General features: G+C 63.7%; 12 protein-coding genes. 3 read left to right on the top strand and 9 right to left on the bottom strand.

The annotated features are described in order from the left end of the window. Window positions 1-118: 118 nt before the first annotated feature. The 6 genes from ACEN9P_RS06700 to ACEN9P_RS06725 all read right to left on the bottom strand — a co-directional run bounded on the left by ACEN9P_RS06700 (window position 119) and on the right by ACEN9P_RS06725 (window position 12,363). Window positions 119-478, bottom strand: a complete 360-nt coding sequence (locus ACEN9P_RS06700; protein ID WP_477714157.1) for a hypothetical protein — start codon at window positions 476-478, stop codon at window positions 119-121. A gap of 104 nt (window positions 479-582) precedes the next feature. Beyond that, entirely contained in the window at window positions 583-1,035 is a 453-nt protein-coding gene (locus tag ACEN9P_RS06705; protein WP_495621460.1) for a hypothetical protein, read from the bottom strand. A 62-nt stretch (window positions 1,036-1,097) separates the two neighbouring features. Continuing rightward, the gene (locus ACEN9P_RS06710) at window positions 1,098-1,370 is read right to left on the bottom strand and encodes a colicin immunity domain-containing protein (protein ID WP_477714155.1); all 273 of its coding nucleotides are present in this window, start codon (window positions 1,368-1,370) and stop codon (window positions 1,098-1,100) included. Beyond that, window positions 1,367-9,634 carry a two-partner secretion domain-containing protein gene (locus ACEN9P_RS06715; protein WP_495621461.1) on the bottom strand — a complete coding sequence of 2,756 codons (8,268 nt, stop codon included), beginning with the start codon at window positions 9,632-9,634 and terminating at the stop codon, window positions 1,367-1,369. Before ACEN9P_RS06715 ends, ACEN9P_RS06710 begins: the two co-directional genes overlap by 4 nt. A gap of 66 nt (window positions 9,635-9,700) precedes the next feature. Beyond that, window positions 9,701-10,603 (bottom strand): hypothetical protein, encoded by a 903-nt coding sequence (locus ACEN9P_RS06720; RefSeq protein WP_495621462.1) that lies wholly within the window; start codon window positions 10,601-10,603, stop codon window positions 9,701-9,703. A gap of 62 nt (window positions 10,604-10,665) precedes the next feature. Then, complete coding sequence (locus ACEN9P_RS06725) at window positions 10,666-12,363, bottom strand: ShlB/FhaC/HecB family hemolysin secretion/activation protein (RefSeq protein ID WP_495622146.1); 1,698 nt, start codon at window positions 12,361-12,363, stop codon at window positions 10,666-10,668. Between the two features lie 463 nt (window positions 12,364-12,826). On the opposite strand from ACEN9P_RS06725, the gene ACEN9P_RS06730 reads away from it, so the two are divergent. The 3 genes from ACEN9P_RS06730 to ACEN9P_RS06740 are packed head-to-tail and all read left to right on the top strand — an operon-like array spanning window position 12,827 to window position 15,486. Next, window positions 12,827-13,360 carry a thioredoxin family protein gene (locus ACEN9P_RS06730; RefSeq protein WP_495621463.1) on the top strand — a complete coding sequence of 178 codons (534 nt, stop codon included), beginning with the start codon at window positions 12,827-12,829 and terminating at the stop codon, window positions 13,358-13,360. Window positions 13,361-13,420: 60 nt separating this feature from the next. After that, window positions 13,421-14,164: a response regulator gene (locus tag ACEN9P_RS06735; protein ID WP_477714151.1), complete on the top strand. Its 744-nt coding sequence runs from the start codon at window positions 13,421-13,423 to the stop codon at window positions 14,162-14,164. Beyond that, the gene (locus ACEN9P_RS06740) at window positions 14,161-15,486 is read left to right on the top strand and encodes an ATP-binding protein (RefSeq protein ID WP_495621464.1); all 1,326 of its coding nucleotides are present in this window, start codon (window positions 14,161-14,163) and stop codon (window positions 15,484-15,486) included. Before ACEN9P_RS06735 ends, ACEN9P_RS06740 begins: the two co-directional genes overlap by 4 nt. A 77-nt stretch (window positions 15,487-15,563) precedes the next feature. Here ACEN9P_RS06740 and ACEN9P_RS06745 read toward each other — a convergent pair whose 3' ends face one another. The 3 genes from ACEN9P_RS06745 to ACEN9P_RS06755 all read right to left on the bottom strand — a co-directional run bounded on the left by ACEN9P_RS06745 (window position 15,564) and on the right by ACEN9P_RS06755 (window position 18,202). After that, a complete protein-coding gene (locus tag ACEN9P_RS06745; protein WP_477714149.1) occupies window positions 15,564-15,989 on the bottom strand; it encodes an organic hydroperoxide resistance protein in 426 nt (141 codons plus the stop codon). 285 nt (window positions 15,990-16,274) lie between these two features. Beyond that, window positions 16,275-16,406, bottom strand: a complete 132-nt coding sequence (locus ACEN9P_RS06750) for a hypothetical protein (protein ID WP_495621465.1) — start codon at window positions 16,404-16,406, stop codon at window positions 16,275-16,277. Between the two features lie 5 nt (window positions 16,407-16,411). After that, window positions 16,412-18,202, bottom strand: coding sequence for a cytochrome c biogenesis protein DipZ (locus ACEN9P_RS06755; RefSeq protein ID WP_495621466.1), 1,791 nt, complete (start codon window positions 18,200-18,202; stop codon window positions 16,412-16,414). Window positions 18,203-18,295 lie beyond the last annotated feature (93 nt).

The following is an 18,295-nucleotide window of genomic DNA, read 5'->3' on the forward strand; positions in this document are numbered from 1 at the left end:
ACGTGAAGGAGTGGGTGGGGCCTACGTGGGTCCCGCTAGGGTGGAAATTACTGTTCTAACCGGGTCAGATTTCGACGGAACTCAACAAACAATGATCAGGTTGTTGGTCGCGAGCTTCTTAGTCTGCTTCGCTACTAGGCAAATAGGTACCTGACGCAATCGCATCTGCCAAATTCTGAGTGGTCGAGTGATCAAGCGCATGCAGTACATCCCCCATGCAAATTCCGCGTATCGGCATGGCGGAGTTGTGCTTATGTAGCGCGGTTAGCAGAACACCAAAAAACATGCTGTACGCATCGTGATGATTCTCTTTCAGGAAAGCGCGGACTCCATCCGACAACACAATCCAGAGGTCTGTATCTCCGACCTGTGCTTCAGAGATTTTGATCAATTCCCCATTGCAATCGATTGTGATTTCTCGCACCCGCTCGGTGTGCAGAAAATCGTGCACATCAAAAAATATCTCTGTGATTTTCATAGTGTGTTGAATTTCGCTGAAGCCTGACCCTTACTGTCTAAACCGAGTCAGATCTCGATGGTCCCCACACTTTTCCAGCATGGCCACTGAAGGATCGCCCTTGGCTATCTTGGAGCATCCCAAAGCCATTCAAAACCCCGCTTCTCATCTCGGATGGCATAAACGCTTTCGCCTTGGAATGACAGCACAAACCGCATAGGCGAGAGCTCACTCAGGTGAACAAGAAATGTCTTAATATTTTCAGCAGATTCGTCGTACTTGCTGTTATTGATTCGAAAAATTAGCCCTTCGCTAACCGTGAATTTGCAATCGTGATTGCCCGCGGCGTCGATCATGCCCTTGTAGGTGTTGTAGCCCTTGAGGGCCGCTGCCGCACCGGCCAGCGCCTGCATGCGGCCGTCGCTGGTGTTGCTGGTGTTGCTGGCGGCGTCCACCATTTGCTGGCCGGCTTCCACGGCACTGAGGAGGGGGCTGCTCACGCTGAAGGTGAGGGCGGATTGTTTGAATTTGTCTTCACTCTCGTAGCGGCTGGTTTCGCGGGCCTCCAGGATGTCCACCTTCCTGGCCAGGATGGTGACGTCACCTGCGGGGGAAAGCGTCAGCTCAGATCATTTTCTCTTTAAGTTAAGCCGGTTCGTCCCAACAAACTTGCTATTTCAGCCTTCAACCTCACTTCGTCTAGCTCATAACTTTCACGATCGTCGTCAGCATTAAATAGATCTACCAAGCAGAAGATGCTAGACAACACTTCGCTCACCTGAGGCGAATCAAGAAGAATTTCTCCGTTATCACGCTCACGCTTCCACCGAGCCATAAACTCTTCAACAAAAATCTCAGGGCTGGTGCTTTTCTCCAGAAAACTATTGGCAAAAATTAGAAGACTCTCACTCATCTTAAAACTCCATTCTTCAGCAAATTATCAAACTGCGGCGTGCCTGGCACTAATTTGAACCCCGTAACGAATTCACCGGCCTTATTTAGAACCACCACATTGTTGGTGGCGGCATTGAAATAGACGACTGAATCGGGAACATACAGGTAAGTCCCATTCTTTTGAGTAACTGGGCTACTTAAATGAGCCTCAAGCGCGCTTCGGTATTGGCCTAATGTTTCCGGATTTTTCTGCGTCGTGAAAATCCCGAAATCTTCGGCGTGCTTGAATTTCTTGTCGAGTTGCTTTGTTGAGAATGCAGCTAACTCTCCAGCTGAGACCTTGGTTCCAGTCGTAAGAGCCTCAAGCTCCTTCTCCAGTTTACTTAGTCCTTTGACAGTAGCGGCGGCACCTACCGCCACGGACGTCCCCGCCAGAGCGTCGCCGACGAGAATTTCGCTGATGGCAATCCCAGCTTCATTGGCGCACAAAACCGGATTTCTAGCGCAAGCTTGAACAGTCATTTCTGCAGCGACAGCCATGGTCGGAACAGATTTGACCAAAACCGCCATGATGGAACTTCCGGTCAGCGCACCGCCCAGCAAAGTTAAAGCCCTGATCTGCGCATCTCCCTTTAGCGCCAGGATCGTGTTATCGCAGAGACTACTACTCGAATCGACACATATTTGCTGGCGTACCTGAGCCATTTGTTTGGCGGCCTGTGCGTCAGTTACCGGCGATGTATTGTTCGTCACCGCGTGCCCGTACTGAACGTTACTCGCACGGTCTTCAAATAGTTTGGTTATTCCGCCGACGCCCGCGACCGACACCTCTCCAACCGTAGCCGCTTCTTTGTTAAGACTATCAACGCATGAGGCATCTCCGCGCAGGACGCAGATCTGCATTGCAGCGAGATTTATATCAGAGAGTAATTTATATTTCTCAAAAATAGTTTTCAGATCGGTGTCGCTGCACTTATCTCCTTTGGCCTTGCACTCACTGAACTCTTTAATCATTGCTGTAGCTTGGTCATGCTTCAGGAAGTTATTCATCACCTCATTCGCCGCAGCGGCTGCCCCCGAAGTACCACCGGCAGCCGCACCTACTGCCGTTGAAGCAATCGCCGTCAGCGTCTGCGCCAACGGCCCGCTGATGCCGGCGTCAGCAAGGGCTTGCGCCACCAGTGGCGCAGTTAGCGTCCCTGCAGCCGCGCCAACAGCACCTCCGGCACCACCCGTTAGACCGCCGATGACCGTATGCAAAGCCACGCGCAGCACACCGCTGTTGCCCCAGTTGTCTTCGAGTTCTATGGCTTGCGCCTTCAGTGCATTCTTGCGGTCTTCATTGGGTTCGTTGTTGGCCTGGTCTCGTAACGCTGCAGCTTCGTTGAGTTTGGTCTGGGCGTAGTCCCCCACCGCCTTGCTCGCCTGCTTGCCAAACTCCGCAGTGATAGCGATCTGCGCATCAATATCGGCCTTGACCTTGTCCTTATCAAAGATCGGTTTAAGGCCCGTTTCAGCATCCCCGGTCCGGGCGCCCGTGTTACCCGCAATCCCGCTGATCCCCGCCGTAGTGGTGCTGCTAGCGTCGCCATTGACTTGGCCATAACCAGCGCTCCCGCCAGGGCTGGTTACGGTGTTGCTGGCTCGTTCGATTTGTGCGTCGGTCATGCCGCGGTCACGCATGTCGGCCAGCGCCGCCGCGCTGCTTTGATCGCCCAGCGCACCGCTGAAGTCCGCACCAAACTTATAGCCGCTACCGTTGTAGCGCGCCTGGTTCTGGATGTCAGTGGTGGTTAAAGTACCGCCGGTTTGAAAACTGTTCTTGCCTTCCTGCACGGCCTTGTCGGTGCTGGTGATCTGGCCGCCAACAAGCGCCGTGTTACCGCCCACCGTGACAGAGAATCCCGCATCGCCGGCGCGAATCGCGCTTTGCTCGCCAACGCTTTGGTAGTTGCTGTCGATACTGCCTTTGCCGAAACTTGCACTGACGCTGCTTGCGCCGTAACAGAACGGCGGAATGCAGAGGCTGACGCCCCCGCCGGAACTGCTCTGGGTCTCGGTGTAGGTTGAGGTGTCCTGCAAGCTTCGTACGTTGAGGTTTCCACCGACCTGGGCGGTCACCTGGCTTGCAGCGGCCACCGCCCCTACCAGGTTGGTGTCTCCCCCTGAAACGATATTCAACTTGTTTCCGGCCTGGACTTGGGTGTTGGTGTAGGTGACATCGTCCCCGCTGCCTTGCCCCTTGTTGCTCGACGCGCTGGCATTGAAGCTGATGCCGGTTTGGGCGCCGAAATTGATGCCTATTCCCAAACTGGCGCTGGAGCCGCTGCTGGTGCTGCGCTCGCTGGAGGTATTTTGTGCAGCGAGCAAATTGACCTGGTTGTCGGCAATCAAGGTGGTGTTTCCGCCTGCCACTACCTGGCTGCCTTGAACGGTCAGGTTGCTGGCTTGCCCTGCGCCCGTCGCGGTGATCGTTACGTCCCCACGCGCAACCACGTTAGAGCCGGCTGCCGTATTGCTCTGGCGTTCTGTGTTGCTCTGGCTCTCGCTGCTGCCAATGCTGATGTTGATCCCGATACTTGCCGCCTGCTCTGGGTTCGCTACCAGGTTGGACACCTGGTTGTAGGTGTTGTAAGCACTCAGGGCCGTCACCGCCGCACCCAAGGCCTGCGCGCGCGTGTCGTCTGTCTTGGTGACGGAATTTGCCATTTGCATGGTCTGGCCAGCGCCTTGCAATGCAGAGATCACGGGGTTGCTGACCGTAATACCCAATCCGCTTTGGCTGAACTTGCTTTCCGTTGAGCTCTGGCCTGCTTCTCTTGCTTCAACAATTTCAACGCTCTTGGCCGATATGGCGATATCACCCGCCGGCGCCAGCACATTGCTGCCCACCTGGCGGTATTGGTTATCAGCCACCAAGGTGACATTGCCGGCAATGCTGGCCACCGTGCTGGCTGTCGCCGTGGCACCGCGGTTTTTCTGATCGGTGGACTGTTCGCTGGCGCTGTAAGACAATCCTTCCTCGAAGAAGCCGGACTCCTTCTTCTCGAAGAACGACGTGCTGCTGCTGGTGTTCTTCGCGGCCTCAATGGCGATGTTGTTGCCGGCGGCCAGGGTGGTGCCTGCGTCACTGATGACGTTGGAGCCTTTGACGTTGATGTCTTTGCCGCTGACGATGGTGACCGTTTTACCGCCCAGGCTGGAGCCCACGGCCTTGTCCTGCTCGCTGCTGCGGCGCTCCGTGGTACTGCTGGAGCTGAAGAGGTCGCTTTCGGCGGTGGTCAACGCAAAGCCGAAGCTGTTGGTCTTCCGGCCTTCGGTGATATTGACGTTGTTGCCCGCACTGGCAGTCAGGTCGCCGCCGGCCTGCACGTTGGCGGCTTTGGCGTTGAGGTCCTTGCCGGCAATCAGGCTCAGGTTGCCGGTGGTTTGCAGCTGGCTGCCCACGTCGGCGGTCTGGCTGTCGCGCAGGAAGTGGTCTTCACCGCGCGACTGCAGGCTGCTGCTGGCGGTGGCGACGGTTCCCAGGTTGATGCTGTTGCCGGCGCTGATCACGGTGCTGCCGTTGGCGCCGCTGTTGGAGATGACGCCCGCGATGATATTGGCGTCGCGCCCGGCACTGGCCACCAGGGTGCCGCCCGGGTTGCTGACATAGAGGCCCGCCACACGGTCTATCCCCGTCAGGCTGAAGCTGTTGGAACTGGTGCCGCCGGTCTGGTTGCCGGCGCTGCTGGTGGTGGTGACCACATTCAGGTCGCGCCCGGCGCTGGCATTGAGGCTGGCGGCGGCGATGATTTTCCCGCCGATGTTGTTCAAATCATTGCGGGCGGCCACGGTGAGCGCATCACCGGTGATGCGCCCGCCCAGGTTCTGCACGTTCTCCGCAATCAGGTTGACGACGGTGCGGCCGGCCACGGTGCCGGTGTTGCCCATGTCGCCGGCCAGGTTGATGTTGACACTCTTGCCGGCCAGCAAGGCGCCTGTGGGCGCGAGGTCGCCGTCCTTGACCTGCACATAGACCTGGGGCACCAGGGCGCGGGTTTTGCTGCCATCGGCCAGCGTGACTTCCTGCTCGACCAGCCAGACGATGTCGCTGGTGAGCTGGGCCATCTGGATGGCGCTCAGAGCGATGCCGGGGCGCAACTGGTATTGCCGGGCATAGGCGATACCGGCGTCCATCAGGGCTTTGTACTGGGCTTCATCGCTGGTGTAGTTGCCCAGGAAGCGCTGGCCGGTCAGTTGGGCCACTTGTTCGTTGATGAGGCGCTGCTCATAAAAACCATCGCCCAGGCGCTTTTGCGTGACGGTGGGGTCCAGCGCGAGCTGGCCCAGCATGTAGTCGCTGCCCAGCCAGTTGCGGTAATTGGCAAAACGCGGGTCGGTTTCAATCAGGAAACCTCCGGCAGGATTGGGGTTGATGCGAAACAGGCTGGTGGTGGGGACGCTGAGGTTGACGGGCACGGTGCGCACGCCGGCCGCGCTGAGCGCGCCGGGCGCGCTGGGGCTGCCGCCGATGCTGGCGCCGGTGGCTGCGGCAACCCGTGTGCCGGTGCCGGCGGGTGCGCTGAAGCTGCGGCTTTGGAAGGCATTGAGCGTGACGGTTTGCGGCACGTCCTGTGTGTAGGGACCGTCGCGATAGGCGTTGTAGTTGTAGTCGCAGCCGTCAAAGCCGCCGCAGCCTTCGTTGTAGTTGCTCCAGAAATAGGCCGTGCCGTTGCGCTGGGCGTTCACGCTGACGGTGCGGCCCCGGTTGTCGACGGCCTGGCCGGTGATGTTAAGGGCGCCGCCCGCGATGATCTGGCTCTGGTCGTTGACGAGAGCGGTCGCCGCATGCAGCGTCATGGCGCCGGCGCTCAGTATCCGGCCTGGGGCGCTTTGGGTGACGACGGGCGTTTGCGGCGACGAGGTGTAGTCGCGAAATCCCTCGACGGCGACGGCGTTGGCAACGACGGTCATGCGCATCGCGTCAATCTGCGCCTGCAGCGCGATCCAGGGAGCGGGGTCCACATCAGACGAGGCCTGCGGCCGGGCAACCCCAAAAACATCCCACACCGGGCTGCTGGCGTCGTAGCCGAAAAACGCCGCGACGGGCGTTGACACCAGGCCGTCCCGGGCGCCCGTCAACAGGTAATGCGCTTGAACGTAGGCGTTGGGGCCGAGGAAGTACGGTGCGTACTTGGGGTCCGAATAAGGGGCGCCCTTCAGAAGCAGACGGCCCTTGCCGTCAACATTAAGGTGGCCGGTGTAGGGCGGTATGCCGTCTTCCGACGCCCAGCGTCCGGGACCGCCGTAAATTTGCTGCAGGCCCGTCGTGTCCCAATAGGCGTAGCCGCCGCCGACACCCGCCTTGTAAGTCTCGGCACTGACAACCCAACCCACGTCGTTTGGCGAGTAATTGCCTTGCGCCGTGATGTACTCCCTGACGCTGCCGCCGCTGGCACTGCCCGTCTGCACGGTGTAGGCGAAATTGGGATTGGTGTTGTTGATCTGCCCGGCGGTGATCGCCAGGCCGCCCAGGGACTCGATGGTGCCGCCGCTGTTGTTGACGGCCAAAGCCTGGCCGGTGGCACGGCCGCCGGCGTCCAGGCTGCCGCCTATATTGAGCGCGTCAGCCGCAGTGCCGCCGCTGAAGAGCAGCGCGCCTTCGCCGTTGTTCAAGGTCTGCGTGCCGATGTCAAGCCGCGCTCTGGCGGCGATGACGGCGTCAGCGCGCGTGCCGTTCACGGTCTCGGTGCTGTTGTTGACGGTGGTGGCGGCAATGGCGACATGGTCGCCGTAGATGCGGCCGGTGCCGATGTTGGTCAGCGTGGCGGCGTTCAAGCGGGTCTCGGTGCCATCGATCAGGCCGCGGTTGGTCAGCGTGTTGGCGGCGGTCACCGTGGTATTGACGCCGCTGATGACGCCGGTGGCGGCATTGTTCACGTTGGCGGCCGAAGCGGCCAGGCTGCGCCCGGCCTGCAGCTTGCCGCTGTTGCTGAGGTTGCCGGTGGTCGAAAGCGTGACGTCCCGGTTGGCGATGAGCTCACCGGTGTTGCTGAAGTCGCTGGTCAGCGTGAGAGACACATCCTGCTGCGACAGCAAACTCCCGTTGCCGCCCAGGCTGGCCGCGGTGGCCGCCAGCGAGAGGCCGGCAATGACGGTGCCGCCCGCATTGGTGACGGCCAGCGTCTTGGCAACGGCGGTGTCTTGCAAGGTGGCCGTGTCGCCCGCGCTGATCAGGCCGGCATCGTTATTGATGCTGCCGGAGCTGGTGACGGTGGCGTTATTGCTGCTGCGTATCGCGCCCGAATCGTTGGCGACTGTGGCGGCCGTGATGGCGATATTCTTGCCCTCCAGGCCCTGGCTGGCGCCGGAGGTGTTGCTGTTGACGACGCTGGCAGCGGCCAGGGTGACGGTCTCGCCGCTGCGGACCAGGCCGCCTGTGTTGCTGATGGCGCCAGGCCCTGCGGCCACAGAGACATTGCCCACGGCTTGCAGCTGGCCGCCGCTGTTGTTGAAGCCGGTGGTGGTCAAGCCCGCGGTGGACTCGCTGACGATCTGCCCGCCTGCGTTGCTGACGTTGGCCGCGCTGGCGGTCAACGCGCCCTTTGCGCCGATGGAGCCCGCTGTGTTGTTCAGGTCACCGGTCAACAGCGTGACGGCGCCCTGGGACGTGATGCCGCCCCCACCGCCGCTGTAGCCTGCGGCATTCGTGTTGGTCAGCGTCTGGCCATGAGTGTCCAGTGTCAACGCGCCGGTGGATTGGATCAAGCCGGCGGTGTTGGTCAGCGCGCCGCTGCTGAGGGTGGTGGCGCCGCTGACGGAGACGGTGCCGCCGGTGTTGTTGAAAGCCTGCAGGTGGGTGTCAACGGTGATGGCAGCGCCGGTAAGGCTGCTGCCGGTGTTGACCAGGCCCGTGTTGCTCAAGGTGACATTGCCGCCGGCGCTCAGGCGCCCGCCCTGCGCGGCGCCGCCGGCCACGGTGTTGCTGGTGGCGCCTGTGGTCGTGACGGCAAGGTCGCCGCCCACCGAGGCAACGGTGCCGGACGCATTGGACAGGCTGGCGGCGTTAACGGTGACCGCACCATTGCCCGCCATCGTGGCTTGTGTGTTTTGCAGCGCGCCTGCGGCAGTGACGGCCAGGGTGCCGTTGGCCACCACCATGGCGCCCGCTTCGTTGGTGAGGCCCGCGCCTGTGGCGATGCGGCTGTTGCCCTGGGCGCTGATGACAGCGCCGGCGCCGCTGTTGCTGATGGCGCCGCTTGTGGTGACCTGGGTATTGCCGGTGGCCTGGATCTGCCCGCTGTTGGTGAGCCAACCATTGGCCTGCAACACCAGGTCACCGCCGCTGGCGCCTATGACACCCGCATTGCGCACGCCCAGGCCGGTTTCCGTGCCTATCAGGTAAATCTTGCCGGCATACATGCCGCCCAGCTGGGCGACGTCGACGGCATAGCTGGGCGCGGGGCCCGTGCCGGCGATGGGCGTGGCGCTGGTGTGGTCCGCACTGATCTCGTTGGTGCCCGTAGCCACGCGCAGCTCCTTGGCCCAGACGCCGGCATTGAGCTGCACGGCGCGCGCCAGGATGGCGGTGTAGTCGGCCGTGCTGGTGTCCAGGCCGGCGCCGCCCACGCTGACGCTGCCGCCCTGCACCCGAAAGCCTTCGAGCGCGCCGCCGTTGAGCACCGGCGTGCCGGTGGTCAGCGTGACGCGGTTGGCGTTGAGGAAACCGCCGCCGTTGACGTTGATGCCGGCCGGGTTGGCGATGATGACTTCGGCGCGCTGGCCGGCGACCTCAACATAGCCGCGCAGCTGGCTGGGGTTGCCGGAGTTCACCTCATTGAGGATGACGCGCGCCGGGCCGGTGGCCAGCCAGGGGTTGGCGCCCACAAAACCGCCCAGCTGCGTTTGCACATTGGTGCGGCTGTTGTTGAGGACGGCGCCGTTTGGCTGGACGTCGAACTGCTGGTAGGTGTTGCGGCTGACGCCGGCGGCCGAAGGCGTCTGGATATTGACCTGCGGCAGGCCGTTGGCGGTTTGCAGCACCGTGGGGCGCTGGCTGGCGGGCGCGCCGGGGGCTGCAACGATCTGCGCGTGCAGGCCTGGCTGCCAACACAGGACCATGCCCAGCGCGGCCAGCATGGCAAAGCGCAGCGGGTGCAGGCTGACTTGCAGGCCCAGCTGCGTCGTTGCACCGGCGGTGTTGCCGCTGGCGGCCTTGCCTTGCGCACTGGCCGTTTCGGCCACCGCCATGCGTTGGCCGCGTTTGGCGTTGAAGACGATGCGGTGCAGGTGCTTGTTCATGGGCAGGTTTTCCGAAACGAGGCGTGAGAGGGCGAGCGCTTACAGCGGTGTGGGCTACAAGCCCGGTTATTTCTGCGCCGGCACGGCGGTCGAGGCGGGCGCCTCCGCCTGGCCCGTCACGGTGGCGGGCACGGGCAGCGCGGACGCGGGGCTTTCAGCGGCCGTGCCCGCCTGGGCTGCCGGCGATTGCGGCGCGGCGGCCACCGGGCGCAGTCCCAGGGCAGCGGTCAGCACGGCCCCACAACGGCCTGCGATATCGCCCGCAGCGAGTGCCACTTCCGAGAAGTCGTCACGCTCCCAATCTTCCAGAACCAGCTTCTTTGACGCTTCGCCCTTGCAGGTCTCCTTGAAGAAGACGGTGTCGCTTTCCTTCTGGTAGAGCGATGCGTCGACCTGGTAGCGCAAGGTGTACTCGCTGGACGCCATCGAAAAGTCAAGCTTCCATTCAGGCTGAGAAATACGCAGTTGCAAGTCCGCCGGTGCGGCAGGCTGCGCGTCGGAGGCCAAAGACATCTTGATGGCCGGCTCCTGGAGCAGACTGGCCATGAGCTGCTGGCTGACGGCAATGACAGGGCCTTCCTTGGCGATTTGTATCTTGGGCTTGGCCGCCTGGTCCGAGGCAACTTGCGTCATAGCCACTTGCAGGTTCTGGTTGAAGCTGGTGGCAATTTGCATGTTGGCTTGCATGTTTTTCTGCATTTGTTGCGCGTTCCCGGTCGATCCGCCCCCAGACGCCAATGCGCTGCTGACAATGAACCCGACCAGAAACGAGCCCACGGCCGCGCCTTTTGTCCGGATATCCAGCACGCCGCCGCCGGCAGAGAGGACGACCTGCTGGGTCTTGAGCTTTGCGGCAAGCGCGTCGCCCTTGAGGAGATCCGTCGAAGGACCGAAGAGGCCTGCTGTTGCGGGCTGGCTCAGTACGGCGATGGCCAGCAGCAGGCTGGCGGAACGAAGGCGAAAGTTCATGGAGAAGGTCCTTGCTGAAAAAGAAAAAGGGATTGAACGGTTGCTGGCGATCCGGAATTTGGCTAGAAGGAGGCGCTCAGGCTCACGCCCAAAGTGCTGCCGGCGGTGCGAAACAGTTCGGGCTTTTTGACGGGCGCGGCGACGAAGATGTCGTACTGCAGTTTCTTGAAGCTGCCGCGCAGGCCGACGACGGCGCCCGTCAGGCGCTTGCCGACCAGCAGCTCGCTGCCGGGGCCGCCGACTTCGCCGTGGTCCAGGCCGATGTAAAGCTCCTGGCCGGTCTCGCCCAGCAAGGCGCTGAGTTCATTGCGCAGCAGCCAGCCGCGCTCGGCGCTCAGCGAGGATTCGCCGTCAAAGCCGCGCACGGTGTAGCGCCCGGCGATGGAGAAGCGGTCTTGCGGCGTCAGCGGCGTGCGGTTGAGCTGCAGGCGCCAGGCGGCGTTGTAGCGCAGGCCTATGCCGGCCAGCTTGAAGGGCAGCTGCAGGTTGGCATCGGCGTTGATGAGCGCAAAGCGCGAAGTGCCCTCGCCAAAAGCTTCCTCGGGCGCGGGCAGCGAGCCGAAAGCGCCGGTGCCGCGCTTATAGGCGAGGTTGCCCTCGAGCGTGGCCTGGCCTATGAACTCCTTGTGGCCGATGCCGAATTCCCAGCCGCCGACCACGCGGCGCTGCACCTCGACCTCGGTGTCGTCGATGAAGTTGTTCGAGCGGCGCTGGAAGGCCTTCAGGCTGACGGTGCTCTTGCGGCTGGCGTCGCGATACACCAGGCGCGAGAGCTTGAGCTCGGCATTGCTGCTGGTGCCGCGGTAGACATAGTCCTGGGTGGCGCCGGCCACGCTCTGGAAGTAGCGGTTGTCGCTGACGGTGGCGCCCAGCGTCCAGTAGCCCAGGGGCAGCGAGTAATGCACGGTGCTGCCGCGTGTGCCGCGGCTGCCGGGCTCGCCGCCGCCCAGGTCGGTGTTGAGCGACACGTAAAACAAGTCGTTGAGCGTCCACCAGTTGTCGTAAGACAGCGTGATGCCGCCCTGGTATTTGCCGGTGGCTTTGGAGCCGCTGTCGTCTGCGAAGACAGAAACACGCAAAGGGAAACCCTGGCGGTAGCTGATGACCAGGTCGCTCTGGCCGGGTTTGGCGTCGTTGCCCTTGGCCTCTTCGATCTGGATGTCGGCCTCGGCCGTGGGCACGCGCTTGAAATTTTCCAGGGCCTGCTCGATATCGCGCAGGTTCAGCAACTCGCCCGGCTTGACGGGCATGGCCGTCCAGGCATTGCCGCGCGCGTCGCTGCCTTCGGAAAACCGGATGGCGCGTATGCGGCCGGGGACCAGCGTGAGCGTGAGCACGCCGGTGTTCAGGTCCTGCGGTTCGGCCAGGATGCGGGTGGTCACATAGCCGCGGGCGATCACGGCGTTCTGCAGGCGCTTCATCACGATGGCGATGCCCTGGGTGCCCAGGCAGCGGCCCAGCGGCGCATCGTTGGCATCCGGTCCAGCCGCCGCATCCAGCGCCCAGGCGAATTGCGAAGCCAGTTCAGCCGGCTCGCCCGAAACGCTTCGCAGTTTCAGCTCACGGATGGGCAGGCAGGGCGACTCGGCGGACGGCAGCCTGTCGGCTTCGGCCTGCGGCGCGGGGGGAAGGCGCACATCGGGCGCCCTCTCCTGCTGCTCGCGCAGCAAGCGCTCACGTTCCTGGGCACGGCGCTGTTCCTGGTCGGCGCTGCTGAGCGGCGCGGGCTGGGCCCAGGCATGGCCGGCCAGGACGGCCATGGCCAGGCCGGCGCAGAGTTTGCGCGCGCCGCTGTGTGGTTTGACAGATGGTTTGGTGCGCTGCGGCACCGCCTCGAGTGATCTACCCAAGTCATCGTGTGGCTTGGCCAATCACGCTCTCCCTGATTCCGTTTTTTTATTGCCGGGCCCTTTGCCGGACATGCAAGCAAGTGTAATTTTTTAGTAACAAGAAAGCTGTAACTTCGTCTTTTTCCGAGCGGTTGGTGTTGGTTTTATCGGGAAACCACACTTAATTAGTAAGAGGGCTCAGCAAAATACAGCGCAACCGGGTGGGTGAGCGGTTTTTTGTATGCCACTGTGTCCACGCACTCCTGCGATACCCGGCCATACGCACCGGCCCAGGCAGGACACACCCGGGATACCTCGCGGCCTTCCAATGCCTGCATGGGCAGCTGGATTCTTCCAATGCCGCGTTTCATCCCCTCACCACAAGGACCCGACCATGACCGCTCGCCGCCAATTCCTGGCCACCGCTGCCGCCGCCACAGCCGCCGCCTTTGCCATGCCTGATGCCTCGGCTTTTTTTTCGCTGGGCCGCGCGCCCACGGCCGCACCTGAGTTCGCGGGCATAGAGACCTGGCTCAATTCGGCGCCGCTGCGCATGGCCGACCTTCAGGGCAGGGTGGTGCTGGTCGATTTCTGGACCTATACCTGCATCAACTGCCTGAACCACCTGCCGGCCGTAAAGTCCTGGCATGAGAAGTACAAAAGCCAGGGCCTGGTGACGGTGGGTGTGCACACGCCGGAGTTCGCGTATGAAAAATCGACGAAGAACGTCAAGGCCGCGATGGAGCGCCTGGGCATACAGCATGCCGTGGCGCAGGACAACAGCTATGCCACCTGGCGCGCCTTCAGCAACAACTACTGGCCCGCCATTTACCTGGTCGACAAGAAGGGCATGATTGTCTACAGCCACTTCGGCGAGGGGCGTTACGCTGAGACCGAAAAAACCATACAAGCGCTCCTGGCTCAATAAGCCCGCCCTGCCCCGGGCCTGGCGCAAAATGCCGGGGTCACGCATTTCTCCAGGACAGCCATGCAGCAGCAGCCAGACCATATCCTCATAGTTGACGACGACCGCGAGATCCGGGAGCTGCTGGGCAGCTACCTCGAGAAAAACGGCCTGCGCGTGACCAAGGTGGAGTCGGGCCGGCACATGCGCGCCGCGCTGGAGAACGCGGCCGTGGACCTCATCGTGCTGGACCTGATGCTGCCCGGCGAGGACGGCCTCACGCTGTGCCGCGACCTGCGCGCCGGCAAGCACAAGACCATTCCCATATTGATGCTGACCGCGCGCAACGAGGAGGCCGACCGCATCCTGGGCCTGGAGATGGGCGCCGACGACTACCTGGCCAAGCCTTTCGCGGCGCGCGAGCTGCTGGCGCGCATACGCTCGGTGCTGCGCCGCACGCGCATGCTGCCGCCGAATCTGCAGGTGGAGGAAAGCTCACACCTGCTGAGCTTTGGCGACTGGCAGCTCGACACCACGGGCCGCCACCTGCTGGACGCCAGCGGCACGCTGGTGCCGCTCAGCGGCGCCGAGTACCGGCTGCTGCGCGTCTTCCTGGACCACCCGCAGCGCGTGCTGAATCGCGACCAGCTGCTCAACCTCACGCAGGGGCGCGACGCCGAATTGTTCGAGCGCTCCATCGACCTGCTGGTGAGCCGGCTGCGCCAGCGCCTGGGCGACGGGGCGCGCGAGCCGCGCTACATCAAGACGGTGCGCAGCGAGGGTTATGTGTTCAGCGCCGCGGTGCAGGGCCGGCCGGAGGCCGCATGACCGAGGCCCGCCGGCGCTGGCCGCACAGCCTGTTCGCGCGGCTGATGCTGATCCTGCTGCTGGGCATACTGGCGGCCCAGGCCATGTCCTACCTGCTGGTGATGTATGAGCGCGGCCTGGTGGGCCGCGACCTGATGCTGGACAACCTCGAAAAAGACATCACGAGTTCCGTCGCCATCCTGGACCGCGTGCCTGCGGCCGAGCGCCCCAACTGGCTGCCGCTGATAGACCGCAAGAACTACCGCTACCAGCTGGACGGCGGCATCACCGAGCAGGGCGGCGACAACGAGATCGTGGCACGCGTCAGCGCATCGATCGCCCACGCGGTGGACAAGCGCTACCAGGTCACGGTCAATGCGATTCCCGGCGACTCCAAGCGTGTGCACATCCACCTGCTTCTGAGCGACGGTTCGCCGGTGACCATCAACCTCTGGGCCGCGGCCACGCCGATCTCGCCCTGGCTGCCGGCGCTGCTGCTGCTGCAGCTGTCGCTGCTGGCCGTCTGCGCTTTTTTTGCGGTGCGCATCGCGACCCAGCCGCTGCGGCGCCTGGCCCATGCGGCCGACGCGCTGGGCCCCGACCTCAAGGGCACGGCGCTGCCCGAAGGCGGGCCGACCGAGGTGGCGCGCGCCTCCAGCGCCTTCAACGCCATGCAGCGGCGCATCGCCGGCTACCTGGCCGAGCGCACGCAAATCCTGGCCGCCATTTCGCACGACCTGCAGACGCCCATCACGCGCATGCGGCTGCGCACCGACCTGATGGACGACGAAGAACAGCGCGGCAAGCTGCAGCACGACCTTGATGAAATGGTGGCCCTGGTGCGCGAGGCGCTGGCCTATGCGCGCAGCCTGCACGGCGCCGACGAGGCGCCGCGCAGGGTGGACCTCGACGCCCTGCTGGACACCTTGCGCTGCGACTACGAGGACGCCGGCAAGCAAGTCACGGTGAGCGGGCGGGTCGGCAGCCCCGTGATGAGCCGGCCGCTGGCACTGCGCCGCATCCTGAGCAACCTCAGCGACAACGCGCTCAAGTTCGGCAAGGAGGTCGAGCTGGCCGTGCAGGTCAATGCCGGCCAGGCCATAGAGATCTCGGTGCTGGACCGCGGGCCCGGCATTCCCGAAGCCGAACTCGAGGCGGTGCTGCAGCCCTTTTACCGCGTGGAAAGCTCCAGGAACCGCGATACCGGCGGCACCGGCCTGGGCCTGGCCATCGCGCAGCAGCTGGCCGCATCCATAGGTGCCCGCCTGAGCCTGGCCAACCGCAGTGGCGGCGGGCTGGCGGCGAGGCTGGTGCTGCCCGCTTCTTCGCCCGCTGAACCCTGACATCAAAAAAGCCGACCTGCCCGATCACTCGGGCAGGCCGGCTTGGCCGTGCGCGGTCTGCAGGCTTAGAGCGGCTCTTAGACCAGGTTGATCTCCACATCGATATTGCCGCGCGTGGCCTTGGAGTAAGGGCACAGCTGGTGGGCCGCATCCACGATGGCGCGCGCCGTCGCGCTGTCCAGGCCCGGAAGGAGGACGTTCAGGCGTGCCTGCAGGAAGAAGGCCTCGCCGGCCGTACCCAGGTCCACCTCGGCATCGACGGCCACGCCGGCCGGCAGGCTGACTTTTTGCGCGGCGGCGGCACGGCCCATGGCGCCTATAAAGCAGGCCGACCAGCCGGCCGCGAACAACTGCTCGGGGTTGGTGCCCTGGCCGGCGCTGCCGGGTGGGGAGAGCTTGATGTCCAGGCGGCCGTCGGCGCTGCGGGATTCCCCGTTGCGCCCGCCGGTGGTGTGGGTCCTGCCGGTGTACAGGACTTTGTCGAGAAGGTTGATGGCTGTCATGGTGTTTCCTTATGGAGGGTTAAAAAAAGATGCGTCGGGAAGAGCGCCCCTGGCGTTCGCGAAGCACAGATGAATTACAAGGCGCCGGTTTGTCGGCGATATCTCGGCAACGCAATGTTCTGTACGCGCAAGGCTGCTGGACACACTGCGGTACAAATCTCCCGCCCGGTGTTCTGAAGTCCGCTGGCCCCCACCCCGCCCTCGCCCTGCGGGGGAGGGCGCAAGAGTGCAGGTGAATTGCTCCTTCCCCCGCTGGGGGATGGTGGGGATGGGGGCTGGCGGCGCTCAGCCCTGCCTGCGACCCGTGCGCCAGACCACCGCCGAGCAGGAACTGATGCATTCACAGTTAATCGGGTTGCGCAACTCATGCGCAAAGCCGCCCACCAAAAACGTCAAGGCCATCCAGAGTTTTTTCATGATGTTCAGCCAAAGGTGAAGGCATACACCTGCGCACCAGGGTCCAGGAACTCGATCTCGAACAAATGGTCGCCGGCCGAGGCCGGCAGCCTGACCAGCTGGTAGAGCCGGTGCGCGTCAATCACGCCGCTGCCGTCCGCCGCGATGTCGCTGCCGTGGCTTTGGGCCGGCGGCTTGCCGTCGACAAGCACACGAAAGCGTACCGGCGCCGCGCCGGCATCGCGGCCCAGCACCAGGTGCAGGTCGCGTGCGCGAAAGCGGTAAGCCAGTCGCGCGCCGGCCTGTAGCGCGACGGCGCGTTCGGCTTCCACCAGCCATTGCCCACCCAAGGTCCAGTGGTTCAGCGCCACGCTCGCGGCCGCTTCGTAGCGATGCGCGCGGTCGGCCCGCAGGCCGCCGGCGGGTACAAAGTTGACCGCGCGCTCATGGCCCACATAGGTTTCGCCCGACAGCACCCGCTCGCCGGGTGCGGCCTGCACGCCCTCGCCCCGCACGGCCACCAGGCCGGCGTCACGCACGCCCTGGCCGTTTTTTTCGGCCAGCAGTTTCTGGATCAGGCGTTCGGAGGCCTCGTACTGCCCTTCGCCAAACACCTGGTGGCGCACCCTGCCCTGGGCATCGACAAAATACAGCGCCGGCCAGGCCTGGTTGTCGAAGCCGCGCCAGATCGCATGCCGGCTGTCGATGGCCACGGGGTATTGGATGCCCAGGTCCTTGACGGCCCTGCGTACATTGCCCTCGTTTTTTTCAAACGCGAACTCCGGCGAGTGCACACCGAGCACGACCAGGCCGGCCTCCCGGTATTTGTCGGCCCAGGCGCGGATATAGGGCAGCGTGCGCAGGCAGTTGATGCACGAGTAAGTCCAGAAATCGACCAGCACCACCTTGCCGCGCAGGTCCGCGCCGGCCAGCGGCGCCGTGTTGATCCAGCCGGTGGCGCCGGCCAGCGGCGCAAAGGTGCTGTCCTGCCAGGCTGTGGGTATGGATGCAGGTACGGGCGCAGCTTCGGCTTTTGCGGCGGGGAGCGGGATGGCATCGGCCACCGTCATTTGCCCATCGCGCGGCACCTGCGCCTGAAAGACATTGATCAGCGTTTGTTCAATCCTTGAGGTGCTGCCCAGCGACAGCTGGCTCAAGAGCCCCGTGTCCAGCCCCGTGGCGATCAGCGCCACACCGGCCAGCACTGCCGCGCCCATGGTGCGCCTGGCCCACTGGCTCACACCCAGCGAACGGCGCAGCAGCGCATACACGCGCCCACCCACCAGCAGCGACAGCGCCAGTGAAGTCGCCGCGCCGCCCGCATAGGCCAACAGCAGCAAGGATGTGCCCGCGTTCGCGCCCTGGATGGCGGCGCCGGTAAGGATCAGGCCCAGCACCGGCCCCGCGCAGGGCGCCCACAGCAAACCGGTGGCCACGCCCAGCACCAGCGAAGACAGCAGCGAAGGGTTCCCGCCTTCGCCGCCTTCACCGGAAGAGGCGATGCGCGCGCCCAGCGCCACCAGCGGCCGGGCCAGCCGGTCGGCCAGTTGCGGAAACAGCAAGGTCAGCGCAAACACGGCCAGCAGTCCCAGCGCCGCGATGCGCCCGTATTCATTGGCCTGCACCGCCCAGCCGCCGCCCACGGCGGCCAGCGTGGCCACCGCGGTAAAGGCCAGGGCCATGCCCAGCAGCATGGGCAGGCCGTTGCGCAGAAAGGGCTTGCCGGCGCGCGCCAGCACAAAAGGCAGGACCGGAAGAATGCAGGGGCTGACGATGGTCAGCACACCGGCGGCAAAGGCAAGGATGAGAAAGCTCATGGTCGGGCGGGTTCAGGAGTGGGCACCCCGTGATTGAACCGCCCTTGCGTATCCGCGCTGTGTCGCCCGCACCGCCTCATGGCATGCGGCTGT

This window comes from Polaromonas sp. Polasp52 (genome assembly GCF_059491565.1).

Coding starts and splice junctions, on each gene's coding strand:
- ACEN9P_RS06700 (WP_477714157.1), bottom strand. CDS start 478: ATGAAAATCACAGAGATATTTTTTGATGTGCACGATTTTCTGCACACC.
- ACEN9P_RS06710 (WP_477714155.1), bottom strand. CDS start 1,370: ATGAGTGAGAGTCTTCTAATTTTTGCCAATAGTTTTCTGGAGAAAAGC.
- ACEN9P_RS06715 (WP_495621461.1), bottom strand. CDS start 9,634: ATGAACAAGCACCTGCACCGCATCGTCTTCAACGCCAAACGCGGCCAA.
- ACEN9P_RS06720 (WP_495621462.1), bottom strand. CDS start 10,603: ATGAACTTTCGCCTTCGTTCCGCCAGCCTGCTGCTGGCCATCGCCGTA.
- ACEN9P_RS06725 (WP_495622146.1), bottom strand. CDS start 12,363: ATGGCCGTCCTGGCCGGCCATGCCTGGGCCCAGCCCGCGCCGCTCAGC.
- ACEN9P_RS06730 (WP_495621463.1), top strand. CDS start 12,827: ATGACCGCTCGCCGCCAATTCCTGGCCACCGCTGCCGCCGCCACAGCC.
- ACEN9P_RS06735 (WP_477714151.1), top strand. CDS start 13,421: ATGCAGCAGCAGCCAGACCATATCCTCATAGTTGACGACGACCGCGAG.
- ACEN9P_RS06740 (WP_495621464.1), top strand. CDS start 14,161: ATGACCGAGGCCCGCCGGCGCTGGCCGCACAGCCTGTTCGCGCGGCTG.
- ACEN9P_RS06745 (WP_477714149.1), bottom strand. CDS start 15,989: ATGACAGCCATCAACCTTCTCGACAAAGTCCTGTACACCGGCAGGACC.
- ACEN9P_RS06750 (WP_495621465.1), bottom strand. CDS start 16,406: ATGAAAAAACTCTGGATGGCCTTGACGTTTTTGGTGGGCGGCTTTGCG.
- ACEN9P_RS06755 (WP_495621466.1), bottom strand. CDS start 18,202: ATGAGCTTTCTCATCCTTGCCTTTGCCGCCGGTGTGCTGACCATCGTC.